Origin of the sequence: Staphylococcus sp. Mo2-1 (assembly GCF_046721385.1) — a bacterium.
Taxonomy (GTDB): Bacteria; Bacillota; Bacilli; order Staphylococcales; family Staphylococcaceae; genus Staphylococcus; species Staphylococcus equorum_A.
The window spans coordinates 1,613,829-1,631,629 of sequence record NZ_JBEUUK010000001.1; the positions used below are offsets into that span (position 1 = coordinate 1,613,829).

The following is a 17,801-nucleotide window of genomic DNA, read 5'->3' on the forward strand; positions in this document are numbered from 1 at the left end:
ATATATATCTCCTTTATTTTAAAAAATCTATTTGACTGTAATTGTTGCAGTTGTATCTTTAGGACTTACTTTAGTAACCTTATCAGGCACTTCAAACGTAATATCTTTTTCAGTAGAACCTGCCACATTATCCAAATCAATATTGGCTGTAATTTCATCAATATCTTCTAGATCTTCTTTATTACCATAAATTTCAACTTCCTCATTATCTAATTCGATATTATCTACTTCACGACCATTTGATAATGAGCCTACTGCTTTAGTTTTTACTTTCACTTTTTTACTATAGTCTTCTACTTTCACACTTAGATTGACTTCATTTGGTTGAACCATCACATCAATTTTATTTAAGTTTCTATCAAATGCAGTAATTTGTGCAACATCTGTTGTGTCTTTAGAAATTTTACTTTTGTTTTTATATGTTGCTTTTAAATAAGCAATTTTATCAATTTGATTTTTACCGCCAGTCACTTTAACAGTTTCTGGTGACACGCTCTGTTCACTTACTTTATATTCCGGATCCAAATCATTATTACTTACATCTGGTTCTACTTTTAATGTTTTACTTACTTTCTCTTCCAGATTTATTGTTGTTTCTTTCGGTTTCACATTATAATCAATATCTTTATTTAACCCATTCACTTGGAATTGTGTAGTATGCTTACCTGCTTTTTCTTCACTCAAGTCTAATACGGCCTTGATACTTTCACCATTTTCAGCCTTCAGTACTTGTGATTGTGGTCCAGATATTTCTACATCTACTTTATTTGGAACTTCACTCGCATACAATGATGTGTTGTCATACTTCACTTGAACAGGTACATCTTCAATTGTTTCTGAAGATTTCTGTCCTAAGTTATCAGCATTAAAAATATTACCAAACATATTATTAACTGATAAGAAAAATACTAACGCTAATACAAGTGCGATTAACCTTAATCCCCACTTACTTTCTAGCATATTATTTCACACCTTTCTTGTTAAAGTGTGTGCCAAACCAATGTTCAGCCAATAATTCTTCAAAAGCTTCGTTAGAAATATCTTTTCTTAATTTACCATCAAATGTAACAGAAATTGATCCTGTTTCTTCAGACACAATAACTGTAAAAGCATCGGATACTTCAGAAATACCAACTGCCGCTCTATGTCTTGTACCTAGGCTTTTAGCAATCTTGGCACTATCTGATAATGGTAAATAACTCGCGACACTTGCAATTTTATTTTCTTGTATAATCATCGCGCCATCATGTAAAGGTGTATTAGGCACGAATACGTTTGTTAAAAGTTCTTGTGATATTTCCGAGTTCATGGCAATACCAGTTTCGATATAATCTTGTAATCCTGTTTCATTTTCAAAAACAATCAATGCACCAATACGTCGTTTTGCCATATACTGCACTGCTTTGGATACAGAAGATATAAGTTTTCCTTCATCACTATTTAAATTAGTTGAATAGCGTTTAAATAGACTTCCACGACCAAGTTGTTCTAATGCGCGTCTAATTTCTGGTTGGAATATTACGATTAAAGCTAACACACCCCATTGAATAACTAAATCAAACAATTTGGCTGTGGCTGTTAAATTTAACATTTTACTCACTTGTTGACCAATAACTATTACGACAATTCCTTTTAATAGTTGAATGGCTTTGGTACCTTTAAAAACTGTAATGAGAAGATAAAGTACATACCATACTATGAGCAAATCGAGTACACTTGCAATTATTTTTACTGTACTCCAGTCATCAAAAAAGTTGGATAAATCCATAACATCTCCTCCGGTTATCTGTTCCCATGTTATATATTATACCAATCATAAAGCCAACTGTCATATTTAGTATTTAATTTTATAATAAAAATTAAAAAAACTGATATGGATTATATCCATATCAGTTTCATTACTAATTATAGAAGCGTTTCTCCAAAGAAACTACCTACTAAACCAACCGCTTGTTTAGCTGTATCATTGGTGTGATCTATTAATGGGTTAACTTCAACTATATCCATAGAAGTCACACACTTCGAGTTATGTAATAACTCTAATGCAAAATGACTTTCTCTATATGTCAAACCACCTAAGACTCTAGTGCCTGTTCCTGGCGTTTCAACAGGATCCAACGCGTCAACATCTAATGATAAATGTATACCATCTGTTTTAGGTTCTAGATATTCTATCGTTTCATCTATAACTTGGTTAATACCATATCTATCAACTTCCGCCATGGTATAAGTTTTAATATTATTTTCTTTTATGTAACGGCGTTCGCCATCGTCTAAATCTCTCATCCCTATAAGAACGATGTTTTCTGGTTTCACTTTAGGTGTATAATTTGAAATATTAACTAAGCGCTCATCCCCATCTCCAGCAAGTACACGTAATGGCATACCATGTATATTACCTGATGGTGATTCTTCGGGTACATTTAAATCTCCATGTGCGTCGTACCAAATAACGCCTAAGTTATCATAGTGTTTACTTACGCCAGATATTGAACCTATAGCAATTGAATGATCTCCTCCAAGAATTAATGGAAAATTATTTTTTTCAATACTATTTGAAACTGCTTCACTTAAGTTGTTAGAAACAGTAATAATTTCGTCTAAATTTCGTAAGCCCTCTTGCTCTGAATTAAACTTATCTAAATCAATTGCTGGTACTTCAATATTACCAGAATCTACAACGGATAAGCCTATCGCTCTAATACGATCAACAATGCCTGCGTATCGTATAGCATCTGGACCAAAGTTAACCCCTAATTTCCTTTGTCCATATGTTGATGGTGCTCCAATTATTTCTATTTTTTTATTCATGTTAAAAACCCCTTTGTTTTCATCTGTTACTAGAATAATCGAAAGCGCTTTATGTTTCAAGTTAATGTAATATCATCATTTTTTTATAAAATCATCATTTTACATATAAAACCAGTATAATGATTTATAATTCATAAAAAGGCCTTATATTGCCTTTTACATACTATTCTAATCATAAAAATGTATAGGATTTTTTTCACTTTTTTTATTATATTATCATTTAAAGATTTTCAGAAGTTTTAATTTTCAGCACAAAAAAAGCATTTCTCTTATGAGAAATGCTATAGAGTGAGCCATAGTGGGCTCGAACCACTGACCCTCTGATTAAAAGTCAGATGCTCTACCAACTGAGCTAATGGCTCTAAATGGTCGGGCTAGCTGGATTCGAACCAACGAGTGACGGAGTCAAAGTCCGTTGCCTTACCGCTTGGCTATAGCCCATTAATGGTGGAGGGGGGCAGATTCGAACTGCCGAACCCGAAGGAGCGGATTTACAGTCCGCCGCGTTTAGCCACTTCGCTACCCCTCCGCTATTAAATTAAAAATGGTGGAGGATGACGGGTTCGAACCGCCGACCCTCTGCTTGTAAGGCAGATGCTCTCCCGCCTGAGCTAATCCTCCAATATGTATGACCCCGACGGGACTCGAACCCGTGTTACCGCCGTGAAAGGGCGGTGTCTTAACCGCTTGACCACGGGGCCATATGGCTCCACAGGTAGGACTCGAACCTACGACCGATCGGTTAACAGCCGATAGCTCTACCACTGAGCTACTGTGGAATAATTAAATTGCCTGGCAACGTCCTACTCTTGCGGAACGTAAGTCCGACTACCATCGGCGCTAAGGAGCTTAACTACTGTGTTCGGCATGGGAACAGGTGTGACCTCCTTGCCATTGTCACCAGACAATGAACTGTATAAAAATTATACATTCAAAACTAGATAGTAAGTAAAATTTGATAATGCCAAACAAAACACTTTTTAAATTTGATTAAGTCTTCGATCGATTAGTATTCGTCAGCTCCACATATCGCTATGCTTCCACCTCGAACCTATTAACCTCATCATCTTTGAGGGATCTTATAACCGAAGTTGGGAAATCTCATCTTGAGGGGGCTTCATGCTTAGATGCTTTCAGCACTTATCCCGTCCATACATAGCTACCCAGCGATGCCGTTGGCACGACAACTGGTACACCAGAGGTATGTCCATCCCGGTCCTCTCGTACTAAGGACAGCTCCTCTCAAATTTCCTGCGCCCACGACGGATAGGGACCGAACTGTCTCACGACGTTCTGAACCCAGCTCGCGTACCGCTTTAATGGGCGAACAGCCCAACCCTTGGGACCGACTACAGCCCCAGGATGCGATGAGCCGACATCGAGGTGCCAAACCTCCCCGTCGATGTGAACTCTTGGGGGAGATAAGCCTGTTATCCCCGGGGTAGCTTTTATCCGTTGAGCGATGGCCCTTCCATGCGGAACCACCGGATCACTAAGTCCGTCTTTCGACCCTGCTCGACTTGTAAGTCTCGCAGTCAAGCTTCCTTATGCCTTTACACTCTATGAATGATTTCCAACCATTCTGAGGAAACCTTTGAGCGCCTCCGTTACTCTTTAGGAGGCGACCGCCCCAGTCAAACTGTCCATCTGACACTGTCTCCCACCATGATAAATGGTGCGGGTTAGAAATCCAACACAGCAAGGGTAGTATCCCACCAACGCCTCGACGTAAGTCGGCGCTCACGTTTCAAAGGCTCCTACCTATCCTGTACAAGTTGTACCGAATTTCAATATCAGACTACAGTAAAGCTCCACGGGGTCTTTCCGTCCTGTCGCGGGTAACCTCGCATCTTCACAGGTACTATGATTTCACCGAGTCTCTCGTTGAGACAGTGCCCAAATCGTTACGCCTTTCGTGCGGGTCGGAACTTACCCGACAAGGAATTTCGCTACCTTAGGACCGTTATAGTTACGGCCGCCGTTTACTGGGGCTTCGATTCGTAGCTTCGCCGAAGCTAACCACTCCTCTTAACCTTCCGGCGACCGGGCAGGCGTCAGCCCCTATACATCACCTTACGGTTTAGCAGAGACCTGTGTTTTTGATAAACAGTCGCTTGGGCCTATTCACTGCGGCTCTCCTGGGCGTTAACCCTAAAGAGCACCCCTTCTCCCGAAGTTACGGGGTCATTTTGCCGAGTTCCTTAACGAGAGTTCGCTCGCTCACCTTAGAATTCTCATCTTGACTACCTGTGTCGGTTTGCGGTACGGGCACCAAAATTCTAGCTAGAGGCTTTTCTTGGCAGTGTGAAATCAACGACTCGAGGAAACAATTTCCTCTCCCCATCACAACTTGACCTTAAGAGTGCCGGATTTGCCTAACACTCAGTCTCATTGCTTGGACGTACAATCCAATAGTACGCTTCGCCTATCCTACTGCGTCCCCCCATCGCTTAAAACGAAATTTGGTGGTACAGGAATATCAACCTGTTATCCATCGCCTACGCCTATCGGCCTCAGCTTAGGACCCGACTAACCCAGAGCGGACGAGCCTTCCTCTGGAAACCTTAGTCAATCGGTGGACGGGATTCTCACCCGTCTTTCGCTACTCACACCGGCATTCTCACTTCTAAGCGCTCCACATGTCCTTGCGATCATGCTTCAACGCCCTTAGAACGCTCTCCTACCACTGTCCTTACGGACAATCCACAGCTTCGGTAATATGTTTAGCCCCGGTACATTTTCGGCGCAGTGTCACTCGACTAGTGAGCTATTACGCACTCTTTAAATGATGGCTGCTTCTAAGCCAACATACTAGTTGTCTGGGCAACGCCACATCCTTTTCCACTTAACATATATTTTGGGACCTTAGCTGGTGGTCTGGGCTGTTTCCCTTTCGAACACGGACCTTATCACCCGCGTTCTAACTCCTAAGATAAAATTGATTGGCATTCGGAGTTTGTCTGAATTCGGTAACCCGATAAGGGCCCCTCGTCCAAACAGTGCTCTACCTCCAATAATCATTACTTAAGGCTAGCCCTAAAGCTATTTCGGAGAGAACCAGCTATCTCCAGGTTCGATTGGAATTTCTCCGCTACCCACAACTCATCCGCTCACTTTTCAACGTAAGTCGGTTCGGCCCTCCATTCAGTGTTACCTGAACTTCAGCCTGGTCATGGGTAGATCACCTGGTTTCGGGTCTACGACCAAATACTCAACGCCCTATTCAGACTCGCTTTCGCTACGGCTCCACATTAGCCGCTTAACCTTGCATCAAATCGTAACTCGCCGGTTCATTCTACAAAAGGCACGCCATCACCCATTAACGGGCTCTGACTACTTGTAAGCACACGGTTTCAAGTTCTATTTCACTCCCCTTCCGGGGTACTTTTCACCTTTCCCTCACGGTACTGGTTCACTATCGGTCACTAGAGAGTATTTAGCCTTGGGAGATGGTCCTCCCGGATTCCGACGGAATTTCTCGTGTTCCGTCGTACTCAGGATCCACTCAAGAGTGAACAAACTTTCGACTACAGGATTATTACCTTCTTTGATTCATCTTTCCAGATGATTCGTCTAATTTGTTCTTTTGTAACTCCGTACAGAGTGTCCTACAACCCCAACAAGCAAGCTCGTTGGTTTGGGCTCTTCCCGTTTCGCTCGCCGCTACTCAGGGAATCGATTTTTCTTTCTCTTCCTGCGGGTACTAAGATGTTTCAGTTCCCCGCGTCTGCCTTCAGATATGCTATGTATTCACATATCGATAACACGACATAACTCGTGTTGGGTTTCCCCATTCGGAAATCTCTGGATCAAAGCTTACTTACAGCTCCCCAAAGCATATCGTCGTTAGTAACGTCCTTCGTAGGCTTCTAGTGCCAAGGCATCCACCGTGCGCCCTTAATAACTTAATCTTTTCGACCTTCAACACGAAAAAAATCGGTTGAAAATCTAAAATGTTATTAATCTGTGAGTGTTCTTTCGAACACTAGCGATTATTTCTATTTTTTTGAATTCAAGCTTTTTAAAACTCTAATTCACTCGGTTTTGCTTGGTAAAATCATAAATTTTACTTACATATCTAGTTTTCAATGTACAAAATAACGCAATGAATACTCGTAATGAGCATTCAAAACTGAATGCAATATGTCAATGTCATTCCTCTTCATCTTCTCAAGGAAGATGTTCCGAATATATCCTTAGAAAGGAGGTGATCCGACCGCACCTTCCGATACGGCTACCTTGTTACGACTTCACCCCAATCATTTGTCCCACCTTCGACGGCTAGCTCCATAAATGGTTACTCCACCGGCTTCGGGTGTTACAAACTCTCGTGGTGTGACGGGCGGTGTGTACAAGACCCGGGAACGTATTCACCGTAGCATGCTGATCTACGATTACTAGCGATTCCAGCTTCATGTAGTCGAGTTGCAGACTACAATCCGAACTGAGAACAACTTTATGGGATTTGCATGACCTCGCGGTTTAGCTGCCCTTTGTATTGTCCATTGTAGCACGTGTGTAGCCCAAATCATAAGGGGCATGATGATTTGACGTCATCCCCACCTTCCTCCGGTTTGTCACCGGCAGTCAACCTAGAGTGCCCAACTAAATGCCGGCAACTAAGTTTAAGGGTTGCGCTCGTTGCGGGACTTAACCCAACATCTCACGACACGAGCTGACGACAACCATGCACCACCTGTCACTTTGTCCCCCGAAGGGGAAGGCTCTATCTCTAGAGTTTTCAAAGGATGTCAAGATTTGGTAAGGTTCTTCGCGTTGCTTCGAATTAAACCACATGCTCCACCGCTTGTGCGGGTCCCCGTCAATTCCTTTGAGTTTCAACCTTGCGGTCGTACTCCCCAGGCGGAGTGCTTAATGCGTTAGCCGCAGCACTAAGGGGCGGAAACCCCCTAACACTTAGCACTCATCGTTTACGGCGTGGACTACCAGGGTATCTAATCCTGTTTGATCCCCACGCTTTCGCACATCAGCGTCAGTTACAGACCAGAAAGTCGCCTTCGCCACTGGTGTTCCTCCATATCTCTGCGCATTTCACCGCTACACATGGAATTCCACTTTCCTCTTCTGTACTCAAGTTCCCCAGTTTCCAATGACCCTCCACGGTTGAGCCGTGGGCTTTCACATCAGACTTAAGAAACCGCCTACGCGCGCTTTACGCCCAATAATTCCGGATAACGCTTGCCACCTACGTATTACCGCGGCTGCTGGCACGTAGTTAGCCGTGGCTTTCTGATTAGGTACCGTCAAGATGTGCACAGTTACTTACACATTTGTTCTTCCCTAATAACAGAGTTTTACGATCCGAAAACCTTCATCACTCACGCGGCGTTGCTCCGTCAGACTTTCGTCCATTGCGGAAGATTCCCTACTGCTGCCTCCCGTAGGAGTCTGGACCGTGTCTCAGTTCCAGTGTGGCCGATCACCCTCTCAGGTCGGCTACGTATCGTTGCCTTGGTAAGCCGTTACCTTACCAACTAGCTAATACGGCGCGGGTCCATCTATAAGTGATAGCAAAACCATCTTTTACTTTAGAACCATGCGGTTCCAAATGTTATCCGGCATTAGCTCCGGTTTCCCGAAGTTATTCCAGTCTTATAGGTAGGTTACCCACGTGTTACTCACCCGTCCGCCGCTAACTTCAAAGGAGCAAGCTCCTTATCCGTTCGCTCGACTTGCATGTATTAGGCACGCCGCCGGCGTTCATCCTGAGCCAGGATCAAACTCTCCATAAATGAATTATGATGTTTGATTAGCTCATAAAATACTAATTTGTGTGTTATCTCTAACACGTTTGAACCAACAATTTAATGTTGCGTTCGGAATTAACGTTGACATATTGCAATTCAGTTTTCAATGTTCATTTGGATAATTGCTTTATTACTATACCATTTCAATTGACGTTGTGTCAATAAAAAATTAATATTCTTTAACAATCATTTAACATTACTTTAATAATATTAAAGTATTTCTTATAAAATTTCAAGTATATTTTTTACACTTTTTCGAAATTGAATTAAATAATGTTTTTGTCGTTTTTGACGACTTTTATATAATATCAATTTCACAAGAGAAAGTCAATACTTTATTTTGTTTATTGTGATTTGTTACGTTTACGCTGTATCATGCGTTCGTTGGTCACAAGAAATAATTCTACCACCATTCAAAAAAATTGCAAGAGAAAAGTGGATAAAAATTAAATTAATTTCTACCCACTCCTTAAATGCTACTATTTTCTAGTCTTTTCAATGATTTGTTGTGCCATTGATTGGTATATTTCTCCTAATCTATCCTCTGGTTGATAAATAGAAGGAGCGAAATCTTTTGGATTCCATGATGGTTGCTCTAATGGTAGGTGACCTAATAAGTCTGTTTGTAATTCTTCAGCAAGCTTTTCACCGCCACCTGTTCCAAATACATATTCTTTATTTCCAGTTTCTTTACTTTGGAAGTAAGACATGTTTTCTATTACACCTAAAATCGTGTGTTCAGTGTGTTTTGCCATTGCTCCAGCTCTTGCCGCAACAAATGCCGCAGTAGGATGAGGCGTTGTTACGATAATTTCTTTACTTGATGGCAACATCGTATGTACATCTAAAGCAATGTCCCCAGTACCTGGTGGTAAATCTAAAATCAAATAATCTAAATCTCCCCATCGCACTTCAACAAAGAAATTCGTAAGCATTTTACCTAACATTGGGCCTCTCCATATAACTGGTGCGTTCTCTTCAACAAAGAAAGCCATCGAAATGACTTTCACACCATGACGTTCAACTGGTATGATTTCTTTACCTTGTACACCTGGTTTTTCATCAATTCCCATCATGTCTGGAACGCTAAAGCCATAAATATCAGCATCAACTAGACCAACTTTTTTACCTTCTCTAGCTAATGATACTGCTAAATTGACTGCTACTGTGGATTTTCCAACGCCACCTTTACCAGAAGCGATGGCAATAAACTCTACAGGATTGTCTTTAGATAATAAGCCTTCTATTGTTTGTTGCTCGTCATCGCTCGTACCTCTATATTGTTCTACTACATCAGATGGTAATTCTTCAAATCTAATGCCAACTGTATTAGCCCCATTTTCTTTTAACACTTCAACTACGGCCATCTGTAAATCTAATTGAGGTTGTCCCCCTAATTGAGCCATAGCTATTTTGACACTTACATGCTCTATTTCTTCTTTAATAGTAACCTCTACTATTCCATCGGTTTCTTTTAAAGGTACATTTATTATTGGATCTTTTAATTCTCCAACAAGTTCTTTAACTTGCTCAGTCGTTAACACAATGCGTCCCCCTCTTTATAAAATAATCATTATTTATATTCTAACAAACAAAACTTAAGTTTGCTTTAAATAGTTTATATTCAGTATAAATATAATCAGCTTATTAAAAAAGAAGTTAGCTCACTTCACTCTCTATTAAAGAATAAATAAACTAACTTCTTATAGTAATTGCTATTTCATTGATATTATTCTTGTCTTCTTAAATGGTTACTTTAATTATCAGTGATAAGGTTACAATATTACAGTTTCTACTATATATATTAATGCTATGTTCAATCTTTATGATCAATACAGTTTAAACACTTCAATTAACCGAATTGATTTTCTATAGTACCTTGCTTATTTTCCATTTAAGTTTTCACTATCTGGATAAAATATTTCCTTACATATAAATAAGAGTCCAATGATAAATACAATCACCCAAAAATCAATATTTATATAGGCATAATGGATATGCACTATGAAGTAAAATAACAAAGTTGTTACTGTGAAAGTAATTAAGTGATAAGTTATGCCTTTAAAATATGGGTTATCTGGTATTTTTTTCTAAAGTAATCCATTAAATTCTCTATTATAAACAAATTAAAATAACCTAATACAATATAACTGCCATAATAAATTAAGTTATCGTAAAAGTTTTTATTATATCCAAAATACGCAAGGTGGAAATAAATAAGGATTCTACTCAAGCCATATAATCCAAATCCTAAAAATGTTAAAAATATAGCCCCAGAAATAATAAATACCGAAAGTACAATAAGCGTTGTAAATAAATATTTTATATATTTCATTGCTTACTGTCCTCCCTTTTCACTCTATTTCGATATTCCGCTTAATAATCACCTAACTTTTATTACAATCTCGCCGGTTTTTTATTATTAAAACTATAATCGCATAAACTATATTACCATTATAACAACTCACTACCAAATACAAATTAACACAAAGCTCTACTATTCAAATTATAACGTTTATTAATGAAGTACATCATGTTTTAATTATATAGATATAGCTTACTAATGCGAGTTTTATTTCTGTTCTCTATAAATTACAGCCCATAAAACCATTAGTATAATCAATATAACTAAACTAAGTAAGATAACATTGTGTATTTGTAGACTGATAAAAGTAAATGATAGTGCATAAATGTAACCCATCACAGTAGAACCTATTGAGTTACCTAAACTCTTGGTTAATGTATAGAACGACATCATCCGCTTCATGTTATTTAATGAAGTCTCTTCTTGAGTAATAACACTGTCTTTTGTATAAACTGTGCCAAAGCTAACTCCCGCAAGTAATAAACTAAATGCTATAAATAATGGCGACTCGGTGCCTATAAATACTAAAATGCCACATAGCATTAATAATGTGAATGCAAAAATATATAATCCTTTTCTACTCATTCTAACCTCTAATTTATCTAATGAAAAATTAAGCGCTAACCAAGCGAATGAAATTGGAAATATTACAAAGCCACTTTGTAATGGTGAGAGACCCATTTCCTCTTGTAAATAAATAGGCATATATAAGTTGTAACCCATCAGAATAATTGCATAAGCAAAATCGGTGAAGAATATTAAAATAATCGTCTTATTAAATTCTGCAACTGGTACAAATGGTGTTTTTACGTTTTTTTCATTTTTGTAAAGAACTACTGCCATTACACAAGCTAAGATAAGTGAAATTATGTTTAAATATAAATTCGCTTTATTCATAACTGTAAACATTAAAAAGAAGATTAATACATAGAAATACATTAAGCCCTTCACGTCTAATTTGTTCGTTGTAGTTGTATTTTCATTTTCAAAATGGAATGTGATTATCACCAATACCATAGTCGCGATTGCAATCGGAATATTCACGAAGAATAACCAGTGCCACGTTGCAAATTCTAAAATAGTTCCTCCCAAAACTGGACCAATAATGCTAGAAATCCCCCATACACTACCAACAATTCCCATAATTTTATAACGTAATGGAATTTCAAAGGCAAGTTTAGGTACGATTTGACTCAATGCCATCATTACACCGGCGCCTAAACCTTGTATGAAACGGGACATGATTAGTATGCTGAAAGTACCACTTATCCCGGATAAGAAACTACCTATAGTAAAAAGCAATAATCCTAAAAGCGTGATATAAATAATTTTCGTTCTATCTAGTAGTTCTCCCACAATCGGATTAGCTATGACAATTGCAATAAAATAAACTGCAAAAATCAGTGAAATGGATGAAGTAACGTTTAAGTCATCTCTTATAGTAGGTATTGCCAAAGAAACTATGGATGTTTCTATGGCCGACATAAACATAATTAATATTAATGCAACTACGATACCTAAAGACTTAACATTCATAATTTACCTCCTTGCATAACAAATTAAAATGCTTTCAAGTATAATCAAATCAATATGTTGTAATCAGTTTCAAATCTACTTCGTTAAATTAAAACTATGCTTTATGATAATTTGTTTAAAAAAAGAGCGGGATAGAAATCAAAATTTAAAATTTGATTTCATATTCCCGCCCCCACAAAGCCTACTAAAAAATAATACAAGCACTGAAGTTCTTGCATAAGAACTACTCGTCTTCACAAATGTAGCAGTAGTTCTTTAAAAACTAGTTATAAGTTCATTTAGATATCAGACAGCTAGCGCCAATATAACAACTGCGACTAAAACCTGTCTTGATGTTCTAGATACTATTAAATCACAATGTATTTTTCTTAAAAATTACATAAAATATAAAATAGCTATAAAATGAAATACGGATGCAATCACTATAAAGAAGTGCCAAATCATATGAAAGTATGGACGATTTTTTTGTGCATAGAACCATGCTCCGACCGTATAAGCAACCCCACCGAATAGAATAAATAGCATAAATGTTACCGATGAATCGAAGATAATTGTCGGTAAAAATAAAACGCCAATCCATCCCATAACTAAATACATTGTTAAGCTTAATTTATGACTAACATTTTTAGCTAATGATTTGTATAGAATGCCCCAGAGTGTAATACCCCAAAGCACTGCCATTGCAGTCCATCCTAGCCAGCCACCGATTAACACTAAACATATTGGTGTATATGTTCCGGCAATTGCGATATATATCATACTGTGATCGATAATTCTGAGTATATATTTATGTGAAGAATTATTAGGCATCGCATGGTAAACCGTTGAAGATATAAACATTAGAAAAATACTGATCACGTATAGTGAAACGCTAAACGAACCTAATATGCCATGATCCATAAAACTTTGTATTGCCGCATACGGCAATACGCATAAAGCAATGAATGCGGCTACCCCATGTGAAACTGCATTTCCAATTTCCTCACCAAACGTTAAAGGTACAATATTTTTAAATGTTTTAGCCACTTTGCTATTATCTACATCTACTGTATGAGACATAAGTGTAACCACCCTTTTATTAAATCAAATTCATACGTTTCAAATCAGCTGTAGCTGTTTCAACACTATCTTTACCTTCTTTATTTTTTAAAGGAGAAAATTCTTCTTCTCTCGGTACTTGTAATGTAATAAAGCTATTAGCATACTGGAAAATATCAAAATAGAATAATTCAAACTTAAGCGTTGGTTGCTCAATTACGCCAAAATCATCATCTAGCTGTTTTAATTTTTTAATCGCTAAATGATATGGCAATGCATGATCAACCACATTGTTAATAAATAAAAGTTTAAATGTATGTATTCCTATATTAGCGTTATTAAATTCATTAGCAACTTCAGGGTCTAATTCTGAATATTCAAGTACAGTATCTTTTTGATTAGCTGTAACTAATCTACCTACACTTTCACCCTCTTTAGGTTGAATTGATTTTGTAGTGATATCCATACTTTTTTGGAATGTATAACCTGCAAATAATGGGTCCAATACTTTCACAAGAACGTTATCAATATTATTCAAGAAAATATATTCCACACCATTGTCTGTCATTTCATCTAAATAGCCTGAATTTTTGAGTGATTTAAACACGCCACCATTACCGTTAGGCGTTTCTAGGATGTTACCATCTACGTCTAAAACTAACTTGCCTTCTTCAGATAAGGCAACAATGTTTTCTTGCTTGAAAAAGTGCACATGTGATTTATCATATCCAAAATAATCTTTAGCTTCGAAAAACAGTTGTGTTTCTTTGTCATTTACTTTGCTAGTCATGATATACCAATCGACAGCTACACCTGTTTGTTCTTTTAATGCTATTAATTGCTGTGCTTGAATTTCAAATAAGCTAACGCCTTCAATTTCAAACGAACCTTTAGGTCCTTTATAACCTAAACGCGTCCCTTGCCCACCTGCCATTAATAACACTGCAAATTTGCCTTTTTGAATTGCGTCTAAACCAACTTCTTCATATTTTTTGATTTCTTCTTCTGTAAATTCTTTTTTAACTTCATATTTCACTTCATTAATAGAAGAAACATCATCGATTACTTTTTTATTTACATATAAATCTTCATATAAATCTTGAATATCAGATAAGTTTAAAGAGTCTACTTTATTAGCTAATTGTTCTTTTTCATTTGTACTCATTAGTTTTTCAAATTCAATTAAATGGTCTTGATTAAACTTTTCTAAACCTTTCTTATCTAGCATGTTCTCTCTCCTTAATATTCAAATATTAGATAAAAATAATATCTTATTACTGACTTGAATATATAATTTCACTATTTGTACTTTATATTATTATGATTATATGCACAACCTTAATCATAACCATTTAAAAAACAGTTGATTAATAAACGGTTGAAAAAACACATAAGTTGCGCCTATAGTTAACGCACTCGCAAGTGATAAATCAACGAGACCACCTGTTTTAAAAACCAAAGGGAATTTCACACTGATAGGGATAGGATATAAAAATTTAACTCCCCTAGGTGTTAACATATCTAGTATAACATGAGATAGCAATCCGAATATAATCGTAATTAAATAATAAATTGGTGTTTGGATAGCATATAATAGACAAATTATAATTGAAATAAATAATAGTGAGTGTGTAAATGTCCTGTGACCAAATAATATTCTAATAAAAAAGCTCAAAACTTTTAATCGTCTACCAATTTTACTCTGTGCATGACAAATATCAGGTAATAAACTTGATATAACCGCAAGCGTTATAACCGTAATTGATGTAAACAAATCTGTATGGAAATATTCTATAGTTAATGCGCCTACTAATAAACCGCATGATGCGTGGGTTTTACCTGTCATTTTCACTTCTCCTTATCGCAATATATTTTATCATATCTTTTATATCAATGCGAACGTACTTTCGTAACAAAGCATTGAGTATAACATATTCACAAAAAGTATCACACAATTACTTGAAAACGATTGCATGTTGTTGTATGATGTAGCTATAAATTAATTAAAGGATGTGTTCTAGATATGGCAATGACAGTTAAAAAAGATAACAATGAAGTAAGAATTCAATGGAGAGTTGCAGATATTAAGATTCCAACAAGTGATATTAAGAACATTTCACAAGATCAAAATATCCATGAAATTCCAAAATTAGATAGAAATAAAGTTTCGAGAATTGGTTCTACTTTCGGAAAAACGAACCGTGTTATCATCGACACTAATGACCATGAATACATTATTTATACGCAAAATGATCAAAAAGTATATAATGAAGTAACAAAATAGTATTAAACAATTAACAACAAAAAGACGAAATTCTAATCCCACGTTAGAATTTCGTCTTTTTTATATTAATTACGTCTTAAACCTATTTAACTTGAATAAGGGATATCAATTAACCTCTAATTCACAATGATGATATACTATAGCTAAATCTTAGAAAGTGGGTGCATATCATGTACGTTGTTACGAATAGAATTGATGTAAAAAAAGGGTTTGCAGAGAAAATGGCGCCTAATTTTACTAAAAAGGGCAAAATTAATGAATTAGAAGGCTTTCGTAAAGTTGAAGTTTGGCTTATTGAAGACGAAACAGACCACGATCAGATGTATGTGAATACTTGGTGGGATTCTGAAGATAATTTCAAAGCATGGCTAGAGAGTGATGCTTTTAAAGAAGCACACGCAGGTAAGTCAAAATCTAAAAGCGAAGATTCACCAGTCATAGGGAATAAAGTTGTTAAAGCTAATGTTTTATCAACACTTAATTAATCAAATGATTTTGTAAGTTTAAATCAAGAAAACAATCAATATTGCAAAACACCCCAAAAATTAGATTTCATCTAACTTTTGGGGTGTTTTATTATATTCATATTCGATTGTTGCTTATTCATATTTCATATTGTTTTAAACTAATTAAAATACAGATGCGCCATCAACGCTATAATTGGTAATGCAATAATTGTTCTGATTAAGAAAATAACAAACAGTTTAAAGATACTGACTGGAATTTTTGAGCCTAGTATCACTCCACCTACTTCTGATAAGTAGATTAACTGACTAATACTTAATGCACCGATAACGAATAATGTAATATCATTACCTACACCTTCAATTAATATAGATGGTAAAAACATATCGGCAAAGCCTATTAATATTGTTTCTGATGCTTGTGCGGCTTCAGGAATTTGCAGTAATTCTAAATATGGTACAAACGGTTTACCAATAATTGCGAATATCGGTGTGTATGTCGCAACGATTGTCGCTAGTGTACCAATACTCATAACAACTGGTAAAATAACAAACCACATATCTACAACTGTTTTAAGTCCAGATTTGAAAAATGATTTGAATCCTGGCGCATTGATACCTGTTTCAGTCGCCATGTCAAAACCGTGACCTAATGCAGTTTTATTTTCTGGTAATTTTTCAGTTCTCATTTCTTCAGATACTTCTTTTGAATATTCATCTTTGATAGATTTTAATGGCCAAATTCTTGGCAAAATCAATGCACAAACAATACACGAAACAATAACTGAGAAGTAGAAATAGAAGAAATGGTTTTGCATATGTACTGTTTCTGCAATGACGATTGCAAATGTTATAGATACTACACTGAAAGTAGTAGCAATAACTGTCGCTTCACGTCTAGAATAAAAACCACTTTCATATTGCTTACTTGTTATTAATACCCCTACTGTGCCATCTCCGATAAACGATGCTAAGTTATCTACTGTAGAACGTCCTGGTAATGTGAATAAAGGTCTCATAATAGGTCTAAAGATTGGCCCTAAAAATTCTAACAATCCATATTCCATAAGTAATGGTAAAAATAATGCTGCAAATAAGAACACAGCAACTAATGTTGGCAATAGACTTTCAAATACAAGCCCGCCAGTATCTGCAGAATAAATTACTTCAGTACCGACTTTCAAATAAGTCATCCATACAAAAACAACTGCTAATATTCTTAATAACAACCAGACGATTTTCACATTAAATGCATTATATAAAAGTCCTTCCGGTTCTAATTTATTTTTCAATATTGTGGAACATAAAATTGATAATATGCCTGATATTGTGATAATCAAAACAATAATTAATGGCATGGCGTCCCCGAGTACATCTTGCAATAGTCCTGCTAAAAACGCGACGGGTAATGTGGTTTGTTTAACACCATCTTCAGTCACAGTAATAGGTACCAAAAACAAGATAATACCAATCAATGACATGACTATGAACTTTAACCTACCTCGCACTAATTGTGATTTACTATATTTATTCAT

General features: G+C 36.6%; 11 protein-coding genes, 6 tRNA genes, 3 rRNA genes and 1 pseudogene. 2 read left to right on the forward strand and 19 right to left on the reverse strand.

Annotated features, from left to right (window positions below; all coding sequences use genetic code 11):
- Window positions 1–27 precede the first annotated feature (27 nt).
- The 18 genes and pseudogenes from ABLV95_RS08235 to ABLV95_RS08320 form a co-directional block, all read right to left on the reverse strand.
- On the reverse strand, window positions 28–960 hold the full coding sequence (locus ABLV95_RS08235) for a CdaR family protein (RefSeq protein WP_427706772.1): 933 nt from the start codon (window positions 958–960) through the stop codon (window positions 28–30).
- A 1-nt stretch (window position 961) separates the two neighbouring features.
- A complete protein-coding gene (gene cdaA, locus ABLV95_RS08240) occupies window positions 962–1,768 on the reverse strand; it encodes a diadenylate cyclase CdaA (protein ID WP_460872819.1) in 807 nt (268 codons plus the stop codon).
- Window positions 1,769–1,905: 137 nt separating this feature from the next.
- A complete protein-coding gene (gene rocF / locus ABLV95_RS08245; RefSeq protein ID WP_046466187.1) occupies window positions 1,906–2,811 on the reverse strand; it encodes an arginase in 906 nt (301 codons plus the stop codon).
- A gap of 289 nt (window positions 2,812–3,100) precedes the next feature.
- Window positions 3,101–3,173: transfer RNA gene (locus tag ABLV95_RS08250), tRNA-Lys, on the reverse strand.
- Window positions 3,174–3,177: 4 nt separating this feature from the next.
- Window positions 3,178–3,252, reverse strand: a tRNA-Gln gene (locus tag ABLV95_RS08255).
- Window positions 3,253–3,256: 4 nt separating this feature from the next.
- Window positions 3,257–3,340 (reverse strand) — tRNA-Tyr (locus ABLV95_RS08260).
- 16 nt (window positions 3,341–3,356) lie between these two features.
- Window positions 3,357–3,432: transfer RNA gene (locus ABLV95_RS08265), tRNA-Val, on the reverse strand.
- An 8-nt stretch (window positions 3,433–3,440) separates the two neighbouring features.
- A tRNA-Glu gene (locus ABLV95_RS08270) sits at window positions 3,441–3,512 on the reverse strand.
- 3 nt (window positions 3,513–3,515) lie between these two features.
- A tRNA-Asn gene (locus ABLV95_RS08275) sits at window positions 3,516–3,590 on the reverse strand.
- Between the two features lie 11 nt (window positions 3,591–3,601).
- A 5S ribosomal RNA gene (gene rrf / locus ABLV95_RS08280) occupies window positions 3,602–3,716 on the reverse strand.
- 81 nt (window positions 3,717–3,797) lie between these two features.
- Window positions 3,798–6,722 (reverse strand): 23S ribosomal RNA (locus tag ABLV95_RS08285).
- Between the two features lie 289 nt (window positions 6,723–7,011).
- A 16S ribosomal RNA gene (locus ABLV95_RS08290) occupies window positions 7,012–8,564 on the reverse strand.
- Together the 16S, 23S and 5S rRNA genes with 6 tRNA genes alongside form the textbook arrangement of a ribosomal RNA operon.
- A 494-nt stretch (window positions 8,565–9,058) precedes the next feature.
- Window positions 9,059–10,123: an Mrp/NBP35 family ATP-binding protein gene (locus ABLV95_RS08295; protein ID WP_277582589.1), complete on the reverse strand. Its 1,065-nt coding sequence runs from the start codon at window positions 10,121–10,123 to the stop codon at window positions 9,059–9,061.
- Window positions 10,124–10,462: 339 nt separating this feature from the next.
- A pseudogene (locus tag ABLV95_RS08300) lies at window positions 10,463–10,914 on the reverse strand (SepA family multidrug efflux transporter).
- 237 nt (window positions 10,915–11,151) lie between these two features.
- Window positions 11,152–12,480 carry a multidrug efflux MFS transporter SdrM gene (sdrM, locus tag ABLV95_RS08305; protein WP_460875331.1) on the reverse strand — a complete coding sequence of 443 codons (1,329 nt, stop codon included), beginning with the start codon at window positions 12,478–12,480 and terminating at the stop codon, window positions 11,152–11,154.
- Window positions 12,481–12,855: 375 nt separating this feature from the next.
- On the reverse strand, window positions 12,856–13,539 hold the full coding sequence (trhA, locus tag ABLV95_RS08310) for a PAQR family membrane homeostasis protein TrhA (RefSeq protein ID WP_427706768.1): 684 nt from the start codon (window positions 13,537–13,539) through the stop codon (window positions 12,856–12,858).
- Between the two features lie 19 nt (window positions 13,540–13,558).
- The gene (locus ABLV95_RS08315; protein WP_427706766.1) at window positions 13,559–14,746 is read right to left on the reverse strand and encodes a UTP--glucose-1-phosphate uridylyltransferase; all 1,188 of its coding nucleotides are present in this window, start codon (window positions 14,744–14,746) and stop codon (window positions 13,559–13,561) included.
- A 114-nt stretch (window positions 14,747–14,860) separates the two neighbouring features.
- Window positions 14,861–15,364 carry a metal-dependent hydrolase gene (locus ABLV95_RS08320; RefSeq protein ID WP_285323802.1) on the reverse strand — a complete coding sequence of 168 codons (504 nt, stop codon included), beginning with the start codon at window positions 15,362–15,364 and terminating at the stop codon, window positions 14,861–14,863.
- 177 nt (window positions 15,365–15,541) lie between these two features.
- On the opposite strand from ABLV95_RS08320, the gene ABLV95_RS08325 reads away from it, so the two are divergent.
- Together ABLV95_RS08325 and ABLV95_RS08330 are read left to right on the forward strand one after the other, a co-directional pair.
- Window positions 15,542–15,802: a SunI/YnzG family protein gene (locus tag ABLV95_RS08325; protein ID WP_002507009.1), complete on the forward strand. Its 261-nt coding sequence runs from the start codon at window positions 15,542–15,544 to the stop codon at window positions 15,800–15,802.
- Window positions 15,803–15,972: 170 nt separating this feature from the next.
- Window positions 15,973–16,287, forward strand: a complete 315-nt coding sequence (locus tag ABLV95_RS08330; RefSeq protein ID WP_046465798.1) for a heme oxygenase — start codon at window positions 15,973–15,975, stop codon at window positions 16,285–16,287.
- Window positions 16,288–16,427: 140 nt separating this feature from the next.
- Here the strand turns inward: ABLV95_RS08330 and ABLV95_RS08335 are convergent, their stop codons facing one another.
- The gene (locus ABLV95_RS08335; RefSeq protein WP_285323800.1) at window positions 16,428–17,801 is read right to left on the reverse strand and encodes a YjiH family protein; all 1,374 of its coding nucleotides are present in this window, start codon (window positions 17,799–17,801) and stop codon (window positions 16,428–16,430) included.